This is a genomic window from Flavobacterium flavigenum (assembly GCF_027111255.2).
Lineage (GTDB): Bacteria > Bacteroidota > Bacteroidia > Flavobacteriales > Flavobacteriaceae > Flavobacterium > Flavobacterium flavigenum.
In genome coordinates this window covers 273,071-289,805 of the sequence record NZ_CP114285.2, presented here as the reverse complement: position 1 = coordinate 289,805, position 16,735 = coordinate 273,071, and the positions used below count along the sequence as shown (strand labels likewise).

12 protein-coding genes are annotated in these 16,735 nt (G+C 31.8%); 6 read left to right on the top strand and 6 right to left on the bottom strand.

Annotated features, from left to right (window positions below; translation table 11 throughout):
* Nucleotides 1-18: 18 nt before the first annotated feature.
* Both OZP09_RS00960 and OZP09_RS00955 read left to right on the top strand, forming a co-directional pair.
* A complete protein-coding gene (locus tag OZP09_RS00960; RefSeq protein ID WP_269236057.1) occupies nt 19-678 on the top strand; it encodes an IS1 family transposase in 660 nt (219 codons plus the stop codon).
* Between the two features lie 346 nt (nt 679-1,024).
* The gene (locus OZP09_RS00955) at nt 1,025-2,560 is read left to right on the top strand and encodes an energy transducer TonB (protein ID WP_281310120.1); all 1,536 of its coding nucleotides are present in this window, start codon (nt 1,025-1,027) and stop codon (nt 2,558-2,560) included.
* A gap of 156 nt (nt 2,561-2,716) precedes the next feature.
* Here OZP09_RS00955 and OZP09_RS00950 read toward each other — a convergent pair whose 3' ends face one another.
* The 5 genes from OZP09_RS00950 to OZP09_RS00930 all read right to left on the bottom strand — a co-directional run bounded on the left by OZP09_RS00950 (nt 2,717) and on the right by OZP09_RS00930 (nt 10,367).
* Nucleotides 2,717-3,547 (bottom strand): endonuclease/exonuclease/phosphatase family protein, encoded by an 831-nt coding sequence (locus OZP09_RS00950; protein ID WP_281310119.1) that lies wholly within the window; start codon nt 3,545-3,547, stop codon nt 2,717-2,719.
* Between the two features lie 126 nt (nt 3,548-3,673).
* Nucleotides 3,674-5,191, bottom strand: a complete 1,518-nt coding sequence (locus OZP09_RS00945) for a SusD/RagB family nutrient-binding outer membrane lipoprotein (protein WP_269236052.1) — start codon at nt 5,189-5,191, stop codon at nt 3,674-3,676.
* A 30-nt stretch (nt 5,192-5,221) separates the two neighbouring features.
* Complete coding sequence (locus OZP09_RS00940) at nt 5,222-8,632, bottom strand: SusC/RagA family TonB-linked outer membrane protein (RefSeq protein WP_281310118.1); 3,411 nt, start codon at nt 8,630-8,632, stop codon at nt 5,222-5,224.
* Between the two features lie 120 nt (nt 8,633-8,752).
* Nucleotides 8,753-9,691: a FecR family protein gene (locus OZP09_RS00935; RefSeq protein WP_269236048.1), complete on the bottom strand. Its 939-nt coding sequence runs from the start codon at nt 9,689-9,691 to the stop codon at nt 8,753-8,755.
* A gap of 118 nt (nt 9,692-9,809) precedes the next feature.
* Nucleotides 9,810-10,367 (bottom strand): RNA polymerase sigma factor, encoded by a 558-nt coding sequence (locus tag OZP09_RS00930; RefSeq protein ID WP_269236047.1) that lies wholly within the window; start codon nt 10,365-10,367, stop codon nt 9,810-9,812.
* Between the two features lie 500 nt (nt 10,368-10,867).
* On the opposite strand from OZP09_RS00930, the gene OZP09_RS00925 reads away from it, so the two are divergent.
* Nucleotides 10,868-11,395, top strand: a complete 528-nt coding sequence (locus OZP09_RS00925) for a helix-turn-helix domain-containing protein (RefSeq protein WP_269235004.1) — start codon at nt 10,868-10,870, stop codon at nt 11,393-11,395.
* Nucleotides 11,395-12,228 (top strand): IS3 family transposase, encoded by an 834-nt coding sequence (locus OZP09_RS00920; RefSeq protein ID WP_281310117.1) that lies wholly within the window; start codon nt 11,395-11,397, stop codon nt 12,226-12,228. Before OZP09_RS00925 ends, OZP09_RS00920 begins: the two co-directional genes overlap by 1 nt.
* Nucleotides 12,229-12,368: 140 nt before the next feature.
* On the opposite strand, the gene OZP09_RS00915 is transcribed toward OZP09_RS00920, so the two are convergent.
* On the bottom strand, nt 12,369-12,572 hold the full coding sequence (locus OZP09_RS00915) for a hypothetical protein (RefSeq protein ID WP_269236046.1): 204 nt from the start codon (nt 12,570-12,572) through the stop codon (nt 12,369-12,371).
* An 801-nt stretch (nt 12,573-13,373) separates the two neighbouring features.
* Here OZP09_RS00915 and OZP09_RS00910 point away from each other — a divergent pair.
* Nucleotides 13,374-15,428 carry a tetratricopeptide repeat-containing sensor histidine kinase gene (locus OZP09_RS00910; protein WP_281310116.1) on the top strand — a complete coding sequence of 685 codons (2,055 nt, stop codon included), beginning with the start codon at nt 13,374-13,376 and terminating at the stop codon, nt 15,426-15,428.
* A gap of 488 nt (nt 15,429-15,916) precedes the next feature.
* Complete coding sequence (locus OZP09_RS00905) at nt 15,917-16,735, top strand: alpha/beta fold hydrolase (RefSeq protein ID WP_269236042.1); 819 nt, start codon at nt 15,917-15,919, stop codon at nt 16,733-16,735.

Sequence of the window (16,735 nt, the reverse complement as noted above, 5' to 3'; positions counted from 1 at the left end):
AGTGTTTCAAATTAGGTCATGAAAATAAAATGTAATTTTTGTAATGGTAAATGCATAAAAAATGGATTTCAATCTAACGGCAATCAGCGTTATAAATGTTGCCTTTGTCAAAAAAGACAACAAATTCACTATAGGTATAATGCTTACAAAAGGGATATCAATCAGGAGATTGTGTTGTTCACAAAAGAAGGTTTAGGAATAAGAAGCACAGCAAGAATATTGAAAATATCAGCCACTACACTATTGAAAAGAATCATCTCAATTGCCAGAAACATTACAAAGCCTATTATCAGTAAAGGCAAAATCGATGAAGTTGATGAACTGCGCACTTATATCAGGCACAAGAAAAATTATATTTGGCTAGTTTATGCATTGGAAAAGAATTCTAAAACAGTTGTCAGTTTTAATGTTGGGAAACGAACTAATAAAACACTTAACCGTGTCTTGGATACTTTAAAATTATCTGACGCAAAGAAGATATTTACGGACAGATTGAAAAATTATCGATATTTGCTTGATGAAAAAATGCATTCGGTAAAACGTTTCGGTACAAATCATATAGAAAGGAAAAACTTGACACTTAGAACCCATCTGAAAAGACTAAACCGTAGAACAATCTGCTTCAGTAAGAGCCTCGTTGTATTTACAGCTGTTTTGAAGATTTATTTTTGGATTTGAATTATTACTTAGCTTGACAATACTATATGTTCTACATAAAAAACTACTAAGCAATAGTGTTAACAATTTAAAACACTTTCAGTTTCTGTAAATCTTCCACAAAAAAGTTCGACATTTGTTCGGGCATGGCTACAACGATAAAAGCTTCAGAGAAATCTGGAGCTTTTTTGTTTTTACCCTTTTTCAGATTCTCTTTGCGGGCACAGACTACAAATCTGCGCTATAGTTGTTTACATATCATAGCAATCGTGAAAACAAACTTGTATAAATCTACAGGAATAAAAAGGGTTTTTTTTCTACTTATTTTTACTACAATTAACTTACATTGCATCATAAAATATTCACGATGAAAAAACTACTACTCCTTCTATTCTTAAATCCATTACTTGCTATTTCACAAGATTCAACACCTGAAAATCCAGACATTCTTATTGAACCAAATCCATTAAAAGAATTTTACTTTCAAGATAAAAATGATTATAAAAACGTTGAATCTATGGTTACTATCATAAAAAACAAGCATAGTAATTTTTCTAAAGACACAATAAGAATTAACTTTTATAATGAAAATGGCAAAGAGTCAAAAAACATTGCATATTCAAATAATAAGCCAACATATATAACTGTAAAGACTTACAATAGAGACAATAATATTTTAAGCCAGCAAACAACTGAAAACAAAAAATCATCATACCTTGTATATTTTTATAATAAAAACAAACAAATTGAAAAAACTCGTGATTTACGAATTAACGATTTAAAAGGAAAGATAGATACTACAGATTTTTCTCAGAAGACTTTCATTTACGATAAATCTAGTTTAACGGAAACTTTAGTTACGCTTAACGGTTCTACATTCAAACAAAGTGAAAAATATCTTTATGCTAATAATTTTCTAGTAAAAAAAGTTGGAAATTCCTCTGTTAAAGAATTTAGTTACGACAAGAATAGAAATTTAGTTGCTTCTAAAGAGTACATGGGAACTCAGGCAATTCCATCTAAACTTATAGATTCAAAAAAATTTATATATGACTCAAATAATAGACTTGTCACAGACTCTTTAGGCACTACAGGTATGCAACCTGCAAAATTTATGGTCACAAATTATACCTATGAAAGTAATGGAAAGCTTAAAACAATGAATGTTCAAAAAAACAGCTCATACCAAAACATTCAATTTGAATACTGGAATGATAAAATTAAGAAAATCAATATGGAAGCTAGTGACAACAGTTACCTAAAATTCTTTATCAATTCCAGAATAGTGAATTATTACAAATTCCCAATCATTTATCAAGAAGCTTTTGATTTTGATCAGTCGGGGAATTTAATTTCAAAAAAAATATATGTCAACAATGAATTATTTTCAGAATTCGAATACGTGTTTCTATATAAATCAACAAAAAGTAATATTTTAAAAAATACTAATAAAAAAGAATTAGTAAAACAAGAAGTTGTTCTAAAAGAGAATTATTCTGAAAAGATAACAGAAAATCAGATTAAAAAATCTGATTATAATAGTATGTTTCCAGTACAAGCTGTTATTGAAGCTGGATCAGACGAAGTTTACAATACTGCTGGTCTGGAAGTTGCTCCAGAATACCCAGGGGGACCTGAATCAATGAATGCTTTCCTTAAAAAGAATTATGTTGCATCCAAAGAAATAATCAATAAAAAAACTTCTGGTAAAATTTACGCTACATTTATAATTGAAAAAGATGGAAGTTTAACTGACTTAAAAATCCTTAGAGATCTTGGCCCATCATCAGGAAAAGAGTTTTTGAGAATTATAAACCTAATGCCAAAATGGAAACCAGGAATGCAAAACGGAAAAACAGTCAGATGTCTTAAAAGCATAGCTTTCCAAATTGATCCACAATAACCTTTCACGAGAGTTCACAATCATAAAAAAATCTTCATAAAATCGGTTAGATAATTGAATGCTTCCCGCTACTAATAAAAATTAAAAGCCTGTGTTTTCAAGGAAATATGGTTCGAGTCCCATTAAGTCAAACTTAAAAAACATATCCACATTCTTTTAATAACTCAATTCTATATAAACAGGCAAATGATCTGATGGATATCTTAAATCTTTTGAATCACTTAAAACGGCAAATTTTTCTACTTTAAAACTAGCATCTTTGGATATAAAAATATAATCCAATAATCGTGTTACGGGTTCATTATGCTTAAAACCATTAAAAGTTCCAGAAGGACCAAAAGGTTTTGTTTTTGAAATTGCTCTGGTATCTTTCATCTCTTTCTTTAGAAGAAAAATCGCATCTGAGTTTGGCTCTGAATTTAAATCTCCAGTAAAAATGACCTGATAATTTTTATTATTCACTTCTTTAATTTTAGAAAGAATAAGTTTTATACCATTTATTTTTGCTTGTTCACCAACATGGTCTAAATGGGTATTGAAAACCCAGAAAAGTTGCTTTGTTTTTACATCTTTAAACAATGCATAGGTGCAGACTCTTTTATATGCCGCATCCCAACCCAAAGAAATTTCACCGGGGGTTCCTGAAAGCCAAAAAGTGTCATTTAATAGCATTTTTAAACGTTTTTTATTATAAAAAATAGTAGAGGATTCTCCTTTTCCAACACCTTCTCTTCCTATACCAACAAAACTATATTGAGGAAGTCTATTTGCAATATCATTTACCTGATTTGTTGCCGCTTCCTGAATTCCAAATACATCTGGTTCATAAAACTGAATTTGTGATGTAAAGAAATCGTTGCGGTGGCTCCAGTCATTATCACCATCAGCTTTATGATCCACACGGATGTTGTAGCTCATTATTTTTAAATGCTGTCCCTTCATTTGTATTCCCAAAAGAATAACTATCAAAAGTTTCACTATTCTCATAATTTTATTTTTAAATCCTTATAAATTTGATTTCTTATTTTCTATTATTCACCAATAAAAACGCTGCTCTAATTATGAAGAGCAGCGTGAAAAAAAAACTAAACTAAAAATGAATATATCTTTTTGCTAATTTGCTAAAAGCCACATTGTTTTATTAATTTCATCATAACCTCCAAATTGACGGTTTAATGCCTCCATTAAGTTTTGACTGTTATAATTCAATTCTGAAGAAGGATACAAAAACCTCATTGGCATACTATTAGGACTATTAACATTTAAGTTAGTTGACGGGTCAATATTAAAATCAGGATATTTATTTCTTCTATATTCAAAATAAGAAGTTTCTCCATCAACTAAAAAATTAAGCAAATAGCGCTGCATCCAAACTTGCTTTAATTGAGTATCTACATCTGCAGCAAATGCTGCTTCACCGGTAAAATAATTATCAATATCAATTTGTACAATAGGATTTCCGTGCGCAAAAGAAGGGTCTGTACTCATGACATTTTTTAAGGCAGCTTTAACTCCGTTTTCATAATAAAGCTGTGCACTTGATGTAGTAATCCAACCTTTGATTCTTGCTTCAGCCAAAATCAATTCCTGCTCAGCATATGTAAGAAGCCTTCTTGGATCACTATTTTGTTTGGTTTGGTATCTCAGGTTTATTTTAGAATATTTACCCGCTGAATAATTGGCATTCATTAATCCGTAATCTAACGAAGTTTTTACACCTGCGTAAGCCATAAAATTATTTTGAGATAATCCTTTTGCAATTTGATCAGCTGAGGGTTCTCCAAAATAAAACAATCGTTTATCATTTAGTCTTTTAAGATTGTCTACTATAATATCACTTAAAATAGTTCGACCGGTAAACATATCGTTTGTACTGTATAACGGATGAAGGTTTACGCTATTATATTCTAAACCAAAATAATCAGAATCATCTTGAAGAAGCATATTTTCATTAACTATACTGGCAAATTTCTCTTTAATTTTTAAATCAGCATCGCTTTCTTTTCCACTCAAAGTCATTAGAACTTTAAGTTCAAATGCATTGCAGGCTCTTCTCCATCTTTGGGGATTTCCTTTAAAAATTGTTGGATCACCATCAAAGGCTACACCTGCAGAGAAATCAATACGTGCTTGTTCTAATTCACCAAGAATACCAATAAAAACTTCTTTTTGAGAATCGTATTTTGGTTTGTAATTTCCTTGCAGTCCAAGATTTGTTTCACTATATGGAATATCTCCCATTTTCATGGTCAGAAGATAAAAAGTATATGCTCTTATAAAATGACCTATCCCTTTATATGAGTTTTCTGCCGGGCTGCCTTGAGCGGCAAGTAACATTTTATCAATATCAGGTAAAATGGTCATTTTGTTAAAACTTGAATTTGCTATTAAGTTGTATTGAGTTCCCAATTGTCCTTCATTTGCATAACCAACATATTTTGGTAAAGCATTTTCAGAAATATATTCTTTTGAATCAGTGCCTTGATATTTAGCAATATTCAGAATTATATTTGTAGCTAATAATGAAGCACTTACCTGGGTAGGCGTATTAGGGTTGGTATTGATTTCATCAAAATTACTACAGCTGGAAAACATTAACATACCTGTAATTGCAACGATTATTTTTTTCATATCAATAATTTAATTATGTTACTTTTCAATTTAGAATTCAAGTTTAATATTGCAACCTACAAAACGTTGTGACGGATCGCTAAAATTATCAACTCCTCCATCCGGATCAGAATATTTAAAATCTTTTGCCCAAAGGAATAAATTTTGACCTATTGCTGATATGGTAGCATTTTTTGCTTTTATAAAACTATATACTGACTTCGGGACATTATAAGTAAGTGAGACTTCTCTTAATTTCAAAAAAGTAGTGCTATAGGTATCCGCAGGAGATGGATTACCTCCCCAAGCTGTACCCTTATGAATTCTTTTTACATAATTCTCGTAAGTAACAGGCACGTCATTTGAAGCATATTGTCTGGTATCACTCGTAATATTGCCGTAGGCATTATAAGTTACTGTACCAGAAATTACTTTTACCCCATCTCCAACATAATTGCTCGTACCTGTGGTAATATCTTTGTAACGAATATCATTTACAGAGTCAGGATGGTTTCCAGACTGCCACATATACATTTCGGTTGTAGTTTGTGCCAAACCTCCTACTCGTCCATCTACAGCAATATTCAAAGTGAAATTTTTATAACGAAGTGAAGATGTCAGCCCCCAAATCCAATCAGGATCGCCATATCCATAAACTGATTCATAAGCAGAATAGACCGGTAGTCCATTTTCATAAATAATAGCTCCATTTGCATTTTTCTGGAAATCATTTATAACAAAAGCATCAACTCTGTTTCCAACTTTTACCCAGGGCCTGTCGGCCGAAAATTCTTTGTCCAGCTTAGTATAATAACGTGCATATTTAGACCAGTTTGCCATTACATCCCATTGCCAGTCGGCTGTTTTTATTGGGGTAAAATTCAATGTAAGCTCAACTCCTCTTCGGGTAATTTCCTGATCTATATTGATATAATTTGAGTTAAAACCTGAAGCACTGCTCACATTTGTTGCGGTTAAAAAGTCGTACATTCTCTTTGAATAATAAGTAAAATCAAATGATAAACGTTTTTTGAACAAAGTTGCAGCTGTTCCTATTTCCCAAGTACTTGCTGACTCGGGCCTAACTTCGTTTCCACGTATAACATCAGGATAAGAAGCGGAGTTTAAACCTCCCCAAGCATTGGTTGTAATATTGTAAACTGAATTAATATCATAAACTCCTGCCGGGGTTTTAGATGATGTCCAGGAGCCTCGAAGTTTCCATAAGGATAACCAATCAAATTTTGGCAAAACTTCTGAGACTAAAAAACTGCCAGAAACAGATGGATAAAGGTAAGAGCGTGTAGATTCAGGAAGTGTCGAACTCCAGTCCTTTCGTAAAGTACCTTCAAGAAAAGCCATTCCCTTCCATGATCCGGCAAGTCTTCCATAAAAACTATTTACCTGTCTTTTGTAAACAGAAGAGTTTACAACAGCATTAGTAACAGAAGCTTTTAAAGAATAGAAACCTGGAACAGAAAGTCCGCCTTGGGTTCTGGCCTCAATACCTTCATCCTGTGTATAATAAATAGTTCCTCCAAAAAGACCCTCAATATCAAAATCATTAATTTTTTTATTTCCAGTTAAGATAAAATCAGTATTAGAGCTATAGCCACTTCCTAAACCTTCATTATAAGATCCTTTTAAAGATTCTCCCCAAATCTCAGTCCCATTAAGAATAACTGTAGAAACACCAGCACCAACCAGAGATCCTTTTGAAATTCTAACAGTCTGCTTATTATTATATGTATCAAAACCAGTTCTGACAGTAGCATTAAGCCAGGGAGCTATTTCATAACTCGCCGAAACAAAACCGTTAAAAACATTACGGTCTAAGCTGTGTAATCTTTCAAATCTGTCAAAATAAGGATTATTATTTGTACCGGTATAACTGTTATTTTGCGACTCATTTTTTACAAGCCAATAATCTTTATATTTTCGTATATCGTAATCCGGGGATGACCAAACCAGAATATTATACATAGGATCATAGCCCTTATAACCATTAAATCCAGTATTTGGAGAGCTTTGCTTATTTATCGATATTGAAGATGATAATTTGAATTTATCTAAACTAATGTCTCCACCTAATGTATAAGTATATTTATCATATTGAGAATTTGGATATTGCCCTTTATTGTTAACCCAAGTTGCAGATGATCTAAGGTTACCTAATTCTCCTTGCTGTGTTACACTTAAGTTGTTATTTAAAATATAACCCTGATCCAGAAAGTTTTTAAAATTATTCTTTCCTATTGGTAAGTAAGGCATCGATTTATAGGATTTACTAACCGGATCCCACTGAACAACTTCTTGCCCCTCCATTGGTACTCCCCAAGACCCTGTTCCTTTATACATATTGGTAGTAGCGTCTATCTGTCTTCCAAAAGTTGTTTGAGTTTCAGGAATTGCCAAATAACCCGCTGTGAACATAGTACTGCTGTTAAGTGATACGGTAAGGCCTTTTTTGGAACTTCCTTTTTTGGTTGTTACAACAATAGCACCGCTGGCGCCACGATAGCCATATAAAGCTGATGCTGTTGCTCCTTTAAGTACGCTTAAAGATTCTATATCATCAGCAGGAATATCTCTAAGAGTCATGTTTCCATAAGGTACTCCATCAATAACTAATAAGGCACTTTCGCCTCGAATTTCAACAGTTGGGGCTTCTGCAAATTCAGTGCTGTTTTTTACAAGTAAACCTGATACCTTACCAGTTAATGACGTTGCAACATCTACACCTTTTACCGTTTGAACTGAAGAGCCCTCGACTTTTTGTACAGCATACCCAAGAGCCTTTTCTTCTCGTTTAATTCCTAAGGCAGTAATTACTAACTCGTTTAGTGCTTCAGCTTCCTCTTCAAGGGTAATATTGATTATCCTTTCTTTTTCAACTTTTTGTTTAACCGTCTTAAATCCCATATAAACAAAAACAAGTATTTCTCCTTCTTCGGCTTCAATACTGTATTTTCCGTCTAAATCTGTTTGCACACCTACTGATGTTCCCTCAATCAGAATTGTAGCTCCAGGAATGGGTTTACCTAAATTATCCGTAACTGTCCCTGATATTTTTATTTGCTTTGCGACATTTACTGTCTTTTTACCTTTAGCAGGATTATTCATTTTAAAAGTAATCAAACCATCATTTATTTGATAAGCAACGTTAAATTTAACAGCAGCTTCCTTAAGTAATGATGCTATTGTTTGTGTTCCTGAACTAACAGGAACTTGAGTTTTAAGTTTTGCAACCTCGTCAGAATAAAGAAGCGAAAAATCAGTTTGACTTTCAATAGCTTTAAATAAAGCTTTGAGTTCATAAACATTTTTTGAAACTGATACTGGAGTAGATTCTGTGCTTTGCGAGGTAAATGCTGACGCAAATGTCACTTGTGTCCATAACGTAACCAAAAAAAAGAAAAGTATATTCTTTTTATTATTTTTTTTATTTGTTACAAGATACATAATTTGAATATATTTGTTTTATGTTAATTTTTTGCAATTAATGTGACCCGATGATTGGTGGCCGCCATATTCGGGTTTCTTTTATGTTTTTTCGAGTAGTCTTTCAGTTCTGCATAGGCACTAGTTTTTACAGGGTTTTAGTTTAATTTTTATGGTATCATTTTTAATTGCGCTATATTCCATATCATTAATGAAACGAATACTGCTTAAGATTTTTTTAATGTCATTGCCTGAGAAATTTCCACTAATAGTATTGCATTGATAAAGTTTTGAATCCAGTTTCAGTACCATATTGTATTTTCTTTGAAGTGTTAGCAATACCTGATCTATCTGAGCATGATCAAAAAAGATTCTTCCTTCTTTCCATGCCAGGTAATTTGATGATTCTATATTATTGGATCTTATAAAAGCCCCGGAAACATCATCATAAGTCACTCTCTGATTTTTAGTGATAATTTCTGATTTAGACGAATGCTGATCTGTAACTTTTACTTTTCCCGAAACAACCGTTACTGAAGGAATACCTTTTTCATAATTGGTTACAATAAATCTAGTACCCAGAACCTGTGTTTTTAAATGAGCTGAAGAAATTATAAATGGATGTTTTTCTTTGTGTACAACTTCAAAATAAGCTTCTCCTTTTAAAGTAATTTCTCTGGAATCTTCTCCAAAGTGCTCCGGATAAACTATACTGCTTCCTGAATTTAAATAAACCATGGAGGAATCAGGTAATCGTACATTTTTTTGCTCGCCAAATTGGGCAGCAACAGTAATAAAATGATTCGTTTTAAAAATAGAATTAAAAGTAAACAGCACCGTTCCTAAAAGTATAACCGCCGCAACAGATGCCGAAATTTTATAATAATGGGTTTTCTTTTTTCTCTCTAAACGCTCTTCTATTTTAAGCAAAATACGATCTCCCAAAACATTATCAATATCCTGTTCTGTAATACCGCTATTCTGAATTTTGTTAAAATAGGTATCTATTATTTTTTTCTCCTTTTCAGAAGATTTGTCTTCACTGTATCTTTTAAAAAGATACTTGTACTGTTTTTGCATATGACTATTTAATAAGGTCTTTATTATATAGTACACGAAAAGCAGGCAGCACCTATAAAATTTTTAAAGGATTACAATTTGTTAACATTCTTAACAAAAAGCTTGAAAAGAACTCTGGTTAAGAACAAAAAATAAGGATGGCCAATAATTTAATGTAGTAATTATTTTCTGTCTTTAACATTTTTAAAGCCTTATTAATTTGATTTTCAACTGTGCTTACAGATATCTTTTTATATTCAGCAATCTCTTTAATACTCATATTTTCATGAAATCTAAGATTAAAGATATCAAGGCACTTTGGAGGTAAGATTTCATTTGCCTTTTGTCTGACTTGCTCAACTAAACGCTCTTTTGGAAATTCAGCAAATTCTTCCTCATCTATCAATTGTATAGATTCTTCTAATACTTGTAATTCAAAAGCTGTTAGTTTCTTATTTCTGAGGCTTTTTGCGCATTGGTTTCGAACTGCCTGAAATAAATATGCAGTGTAATTTTGAATTTCAGTATCATTCATCCGTACCCAAAAATCAATAAATATTTCCTGAATAATATCTTCAGCTGATCCTTTATCACGCAAAATATTAAAAGCAAAAGTAAACAGAGCTTTCCAGTTTTGTTCGTAAACTTTATTGAAAACAGGTTTTTTGTTTAAAAAAGTATTGTATTCTACGTTCACTACATTAGTTTTAGTTTACTGCAAAGCTATACGGGCCTTATACAATTTTACTATTTATCAATATGATTTTTTTATTAAATTTTTAATGAATCAAAAAAAAACAGGCATGAAAACTTAAAACAACAAAATGGTTATACTTATCAAAGTTACATTCTCATTCCGGCTGGATAGATTCAATTGCTAGTGGAAATCCAAAGGAGTCTGAAGATAGACTAGGTGATACTCAAGTTGGGGGCGGTAATGGCAGATATCCTGTAGTTACTAAAGAAATAGAAAGTGTTGGAGGGTCTGAAACAAGACCTAAAAACATATACGTCTTTTAGTACATTAAAATAAACTAAGAAAATTGAAATATACAATTCATTCCAAACTTAACTTATTCACATCATCAACAAAAAGGTTCGAGAATTGTCCCGTCAGGGCTACAAGACCGGACAAATGAGATATTGATTCATTTTGAACATGCCCCAAAAAGTTAGACACTATTTGGGGCATTTTTTATGAACAGAAAAGTAAAATTCAATTATGCATTTAAGTTAGAATGTGTAGAATTAGTTTTAAAGAAACATTATTCGAACGTGTATGTTTCAAGATTGAAGGGTTTGGACGAGTCCAATATCCGTAAATGGGTAGCTTTTTATAAAGCATACGGCAAAGACGGCTTATTACCTAGAAGGAATCATAATTATACGGTTGATTTTAAGTTAAAGGTTCTAAAAGCCATTAAAAAAGAATCACTTTCCTTACGCGAGACCTCGGTGAAGTTTAATATTGCCGATGCAGCTATTCTGTTAAAATGGCAAAAAGATTTTGCTAACTTTGGAGTTGAAGCATTACAACCAAAACCCAAAGGCAGGCCCAAATCTATGAGCAATTTCAAACGTAAAAAACGCAAATCAGACAAGCCATTATCCAGGGAAGAAGAACTTCTCTTGGAAATTGAAGCCCTGCGCTGTGAGAACGATTTGCTAAAAAAGCTACAAGCCTTAATTCAAGCCGAAGAAGCAGCCAAAAAGCGCAAGCCATAATGGAATTAAGGCATTTATATGATTTAGATTTACTTTTGAATCGTACTAATATGGCACGTAGCAGTTTTTACTACTATGAAAAACAAAACAAATCTGTGGATAAGTATCAAATCATAAAAGAATTTATAAAATCCATTTATCACAAGCACAAAGGTCGTTATGGCTATAGAAGAATTACCGACGAATTGAACAATAAAGGGATAACTATCAATCATAAAACAGTTTTCAGATTGATGAAGCTATTAGGGCTAAAAAGCATTATTAGAATAAAGAAATATAAATCATATAAAGGGGAACAGGGCAAAATCGCACCTAATATTTTGGAACGCAATTTTAAATCAGAAGCTCCAAATAAAAAATGGGCAACCGACATAACCGAGTTTAATGTATCAGGAAAAAAACTATATTTATCGCCTATTATAGACTTATTCAACCAAGAAATTATCAGTTATGAGCTAGCGGAACGACCCGTATTTAGTCAAGTGGTCGTGATGTTAAAAAAAGCATTTAAGAAAATACCAAACAATACTAATTTGACCTTACATTCTGATCAAGGCTGGCAATACCAAATGAAACAATACCAGCATTTATTGAAAAAAAAAGGAATCGTACAGAGTATGTCCAGAAAAGGGAATTGTCTGGATAATGCGATTATAGAAAACTTCTTCGGGATATTAAAATCCGAATTGTTTTACCTTAAAAAGTACAGTTCTATAAGTCAATTAAAACAAGATATCGAAAATTATATTATCTATTACAATAGAGAAAGAATCAAGTCAAATTTAAACAAAATGAGCCCGATACAATATCGAGCTCATCATTATCAAAATTAATTATAAATTTGTCTAAACTTTTGGGTGCAGTCTATTTGTTCGGTTTTTTTTATCAAATAAAACCTTATTAAGCAACAAGATATACCTTTCGATAACATTAACTCGCGGTGTTCGATATGTGTTTCATCAAAAACCAATTTTTAAGGGTATATCGAACTTATAACTTTCCGCTTAAACTCTATATCACCCTCTTTATAAACTCTTGATAGCTTGCGAATCATAACAATTGCTCCCTCAAGACTTTTCTTAATGTCAAGATTTTTGTGTTCTGACATAAAAGCTGATAGTTCCTCTTCTAAATTTTCGGTTTTTTTTACATTCCTCTTTAATATCGTTGTAATCATCTGATGTGTTTTTTCGGAAAAAAGTAAATCTTTTGCCTTTACAACCTTTGCTGATATTTGGTTTGCAAATTCATACCATCACTAACTATGGATCACCATATCCGATTTTTACTCATTTAAGGAAATATTAAAACAAAAAAGATGAGCATTACTTCTAACTTTAAATTATTCATTTCTAAAATTTGTTCAATTTCAAAAGGTTAGAAGTTTCAAAATCTCATACCACTAACTTTGAAACACGAACAAATTTATCCACAAATAACAAGCTTATTTAAAAACAAATAAGCTAATTATAAAAATGTAGTTTAACTTTTTCTCCAGTTTTTGTTTGCATATCCAAATTGCACTTATCTTAGTTAACAATTGATCTTCTTGATTTTTTATAAGAAATTTTTAATTTAATATGCTATTATTACTTTTTGTATGTTTGTAAACTACAGTTAAGTTCCTTAAAACTGGGATTGAAAAAATCAGATTAATACCATCTTACACGAATACCTTTTTTAATTAGCAGTAATAAAGAAGTACATTAGCTGTTGCTAAAATTCTTCAAAAACAATTTGAAAACTAAATTAATTTTCTAAAGTTATTTTATATTATAATATGATTAAATGCTGCATTGCAAAATTGTGGTTTGCTTTCTTTTTTATACTTAGCAGGTATTCCTACCCTATAAATCCCCAAGTAGTTTCTAATTTAGATACAACTCAAAAAAAGCATTCTTTAATTTTACAAAAAATCAAAAACCTTCTTGAAAATGGGGAAGCTTTTTTATATAAACCCGATAGCTATAAAATTGATATGGACAGTGCCCGTATTAATTTTAACAAGGCTTTTGTTCTTAGCCATAAAATCAACGATGAGAATCTGAAACACAAATGTCTTTTCTATTACGGCGAACTTTTATTCGAAGAAAATAATTATCCTAAAGCGCTTGAGTTTTATCAAAAGGTTATGGCTTTTTATCAAAAAACCAAACAATATAAAAAAGAAGCCGATTTATGGACAAAGCAGGGAAAAAGATTATTTTGGCAGTCACCGCGAAATTTCAATTCCTTTGATGAAGCCGTAATATGTTTTGATAAAGCTGCTGCACTTTATAAAAATCTAGGCCGATTTGAGGATTATGCATACCTCATAAAATACAAAGCAGATGCACATTTAAACCAAGGAAGATTGGATTTCGCCGAAAAAGAACTCTTTCAGGCTTTGGGTATTTACAAAAAAATCGGTTATAAAAAACTGCATTTTACCTATGATTTACTAGCAGATGTTAATAGACTGAAAGGCGATTTGGGGAAAAGCCTTTACTATTCTCTTGCCTGTGTAAAATACATGGAAGAAACAAAGGATTTTGACTTTGCTCCCGATTTTTACGAACAGCTGGCAATTGCCTACAAAGATCTTAGTAAATATGATTTAAGCATCGAATTGCTTACAAAAGCAATCGCTATTCTTAAATCCAGAGAGGAAATGGATTATACCAACTTATATTCTTTTACTGATTTATTGAGTAAAGAATTAATTCAGACAAAAAAGCCAAAACAAGCTTTAAAAGAGGTACAAAATATTATAAAAGAATATCCGCCTAAAAAAAATACAGATAAAGCCATTATATATGGTTCGCTGGCCTATTGCTACAACAAAAACAACCAGACAAAACGTGCCGAGGCTAAGTTTATAGAAATGATAAACTTATATGAAGAAAGCAATTCTCCTATGTATATTATTGATTTATCTAAGGCATATTTTGAATTTGGAAAATTCTACGAAGAGCATAAAAGCTATGATAAAGCCAAAGTGAATTTTCAAAAATCACTTGATTTTTCCAGCGGAATTGTAGAACTCTCTCAAGTAAAGGAAGCCAATTTATATCTTTTTAAAATTGATTCTGCAAAAGGAAATTACATTACAGCAATCAAATATTTTCAGAAATATAAGAATTTGAATGATTCTATTTTTAATGAGAAAAAAAACAAGCAAATTGAAGAATTGCAGATTTTATATGGTCTTGAAAAAAAAGAAAAAGAGTTTTCTGCGTTAAAATCAAATATGAATGCCGAAAAAGAAAAAACAATTAAAGCACAAAGCACCATAAAATTTGGTATTTGCGTCGTTGCTTTTCTTTTGGTGAGCATCATTTTATTTTGGATAAGTTATCAATCCAAGAAAAAAAATAATGAGCTTTTGATGGATCAGAAAAATGAAATTGATCATAAAAATGAAGCCCTTCAAAAACTGGTTGTTGAAAAAGAATCACTTATGCAGGAGATTCATCATCGTGTAAAAAATAATCTGCAGATTGTGATGAGTCTTTTAAACTCGCAATCGTCTACTTTAAAAAATAAAGAAGCATTTGACGCCATTCAAAAAAGCCAGCACAGATTATATGCGATTTCTCTTTTGCACAAAAAATTGTACCGAACAGATATTGTACGGGAAATTGAAATGGAAAATTATATTAATGATCTACTCCACAACTTCCGCGATACTTTTGATACGCAAAATATCATTTTTGAAGTAGATCTTGATCCGTTACTTGTAGATGAAGCGCAAGCCGTTTCTGTTGGTCTTATTTTGAATGAAAGTATTACAAATGCCATAAAATATGGATTTCCAGAGAATCAAAAAGGAACTATTTTAATAAGTATGAAGTCTCTTGAAAACTTTAAAGTAAAACTTCAAATCAAAGATAACGGAATTGGTTTCCCTAAAGATTTTGATATTTCTGAGAGTTTAGGCATCAATTTAATCAGTGGTTTGGCGCAACAGCTTGATGGAGAAGTTTCGTTTTTTAATGATAATGGTGCTGTAATTGAAATTCAATTTATAAAAAACAATATTTCTCAAAAGTAAAAGCTGATTTTTTAATACTACTTTCGCATTTTCTCTTTAGTTTATGAAGAACAGGAAGTAATTTTTCATTTAAAAAAGTCTGATAAGGTTTAAAAAATCTTATCAGACTTTTTTTGCTACATATTTAGCTCTGTAAATTTCCTTAATTCTCATTACTGCACTAATAAATTTACGATATATCGTAACAAAAAAACACAGTCAAAATTTACAAACACCTTATAAACAAAGACATCAGAGAAAAGGTATGTTATTTGGCTATTCTTGTGCATTGTTCTAATAATTCAAATAAAAACAATCAAAATATTCCGTTGGACAAAAGCCAGAAAGATTAATCTAGATTAAGAACTAATAGCAAAAAATACCTTCTTAATCTAGATTAATAGATTCACTTTATACTCCACAATAGATTTGCAGTATCAATAACACAGAATCACACAATTAACAAATAATATATTAAAAATTAAATCAATAATTAAAAACCATAGCAAATGAACACAATTACAGTAAAAGACGGAACACAGATTTATTACAAAGACTGGGGAACAGGACAACCGATCGTTTTCCACCATGGATGGCCATTATCTGGTGATGATTGGGATGCACAAATGATGTTTTTCTTAAAACAAGGTTACAGAGTTATTGCTCACGATCGCCGCGGACACGGACGTTCTGGACAAAGTTCTGAAGGAAATAACATGGACACTTACGCAGCAGACGTAGCAGCATTGACTGAAGCGTTAGATTTAAAAGATGCTATTCACGTAGGACACTCAACTGGAGGCGGTGAAGTAATTCGTTACGCAGCAAAATACGGAAAAGGACGTGTTGCAAAAGCGATAATCATCAGCGCTGTGACACCAGTTATGATTCAAAAAGAATCGAACCCTGAAGGTGTGCCATTATCTGTTTTTGACGAAATCAGACAAGGAACAGCAGCTAACAGAGCACAATATTTTTATGATTTTCCTATTCCATTTTACGGATGGAACCGCGAAGGACAAACTGTTCAAGAAGGTATCAAACACAATTGGTGGCGTCAGGGAATGATGGGTTCTATTTTGGCTCATTATGACGGAATTAAAGCTTTCTCTGAATCCGATTTTACAGAAGATCTTCAGAGTTTAGATATCCCGGTTTTAGTTCTTCATGGAGAAGACGATCAAATTGTACCATTTGGTCAGGCTCCAAGAGCAGCAGCATTATTGAAAAATGGAAAATTAATCGCCTACCCAGGTTTTCCTCACGGCATGCCGACTACAGAAGCTGAAACAATCAATAAAGATATTTTAGAATTTATTAAAGCGTAA

What these genes read in the sequence shown, in the direction of transcription:
- OZP09_RS00960 (WP_269236057.1), top strand. Translation starts at nt 19, where the DNA reads ATGAAAATAAAATGTAATTTTTGTAATGGTAAATGCATAAAAAATGGA.
- OZP09_RS00955 (WP_281310120.1), top strand. Translation starts at nt 1,025, where the DNA reads ATGAAAAAACTACTACTCCTTCTATTCTTAAATCCATTACTTGCTATT.
- OZP09_RS00950 (WP_281310119.1), bottom strand. Translation starts at nt 3,547, where the DNA reads ATGAGAATAGTGAAACTTTTGATAGTTATTCTTTTGGGAATACAAATG.
- OZP09_RS00945 (WP_269236052.1), bottom strand. Translation starts at nt 5,191, where the DNA reads ATGAAAAAAATAATCGTTGCAATTACAGGTATGTTAATGTTTTCCAGC.
- OZP09_RS00940 (WP_281310118.1), bottom strand. Translation starts at nt 8,632, where the DNA reads ATGTATCTTGTAACAAATAAAAAAAATAATAAAAAGAATATACTTTTC.
- OZP09_RS00935 (WP_269236048.1), bottom strand. Translation starts at nt 9,691, where the DNA reads ATGCAAAAACAGTACAAGTATCTTTTTAAAAGATACAGTGAAGACAAA.
- OZP09_RS00925 (WP_269235004.1), top strand. Translation starts at nt 10,868, where the DNA reads ATGAACAGAAAAGTAAAATTCAATTATGCATTTAAGTTAGAATGTGTA.
- OZP09_RS00920 (WP_281310117.1), top strand. Translation starts at nt 11,395, where the DNA reads ATGGAATTAAGGCATTTATATGATTTAGATTTACTTTTGAATCGTACT.
- OZP09_RS00915 (WP_269236046.1), bottom strand. Translation starts at nt 12,572, where the DNA reads ATGATTACAACGATATTAAAGAGGAATGTAAAAAAAACCGAAAATTTA.
- OZP09_RS00910 (WP_281310116.1), top strand. Translation starts at nt 13,374, where the DNA reads ATGGACAGTGCCCGTATTAATTTTAACAAGGCTTTTGTTCTTAGCCAT.
- OZP09_RS00905 (WP_269236042.1), top strand. Translation starts at nt 15,917, where the DNA reads ATGAACACAATTACAGTAAAAGACGGAACACAGATTTATTACAAAGAC.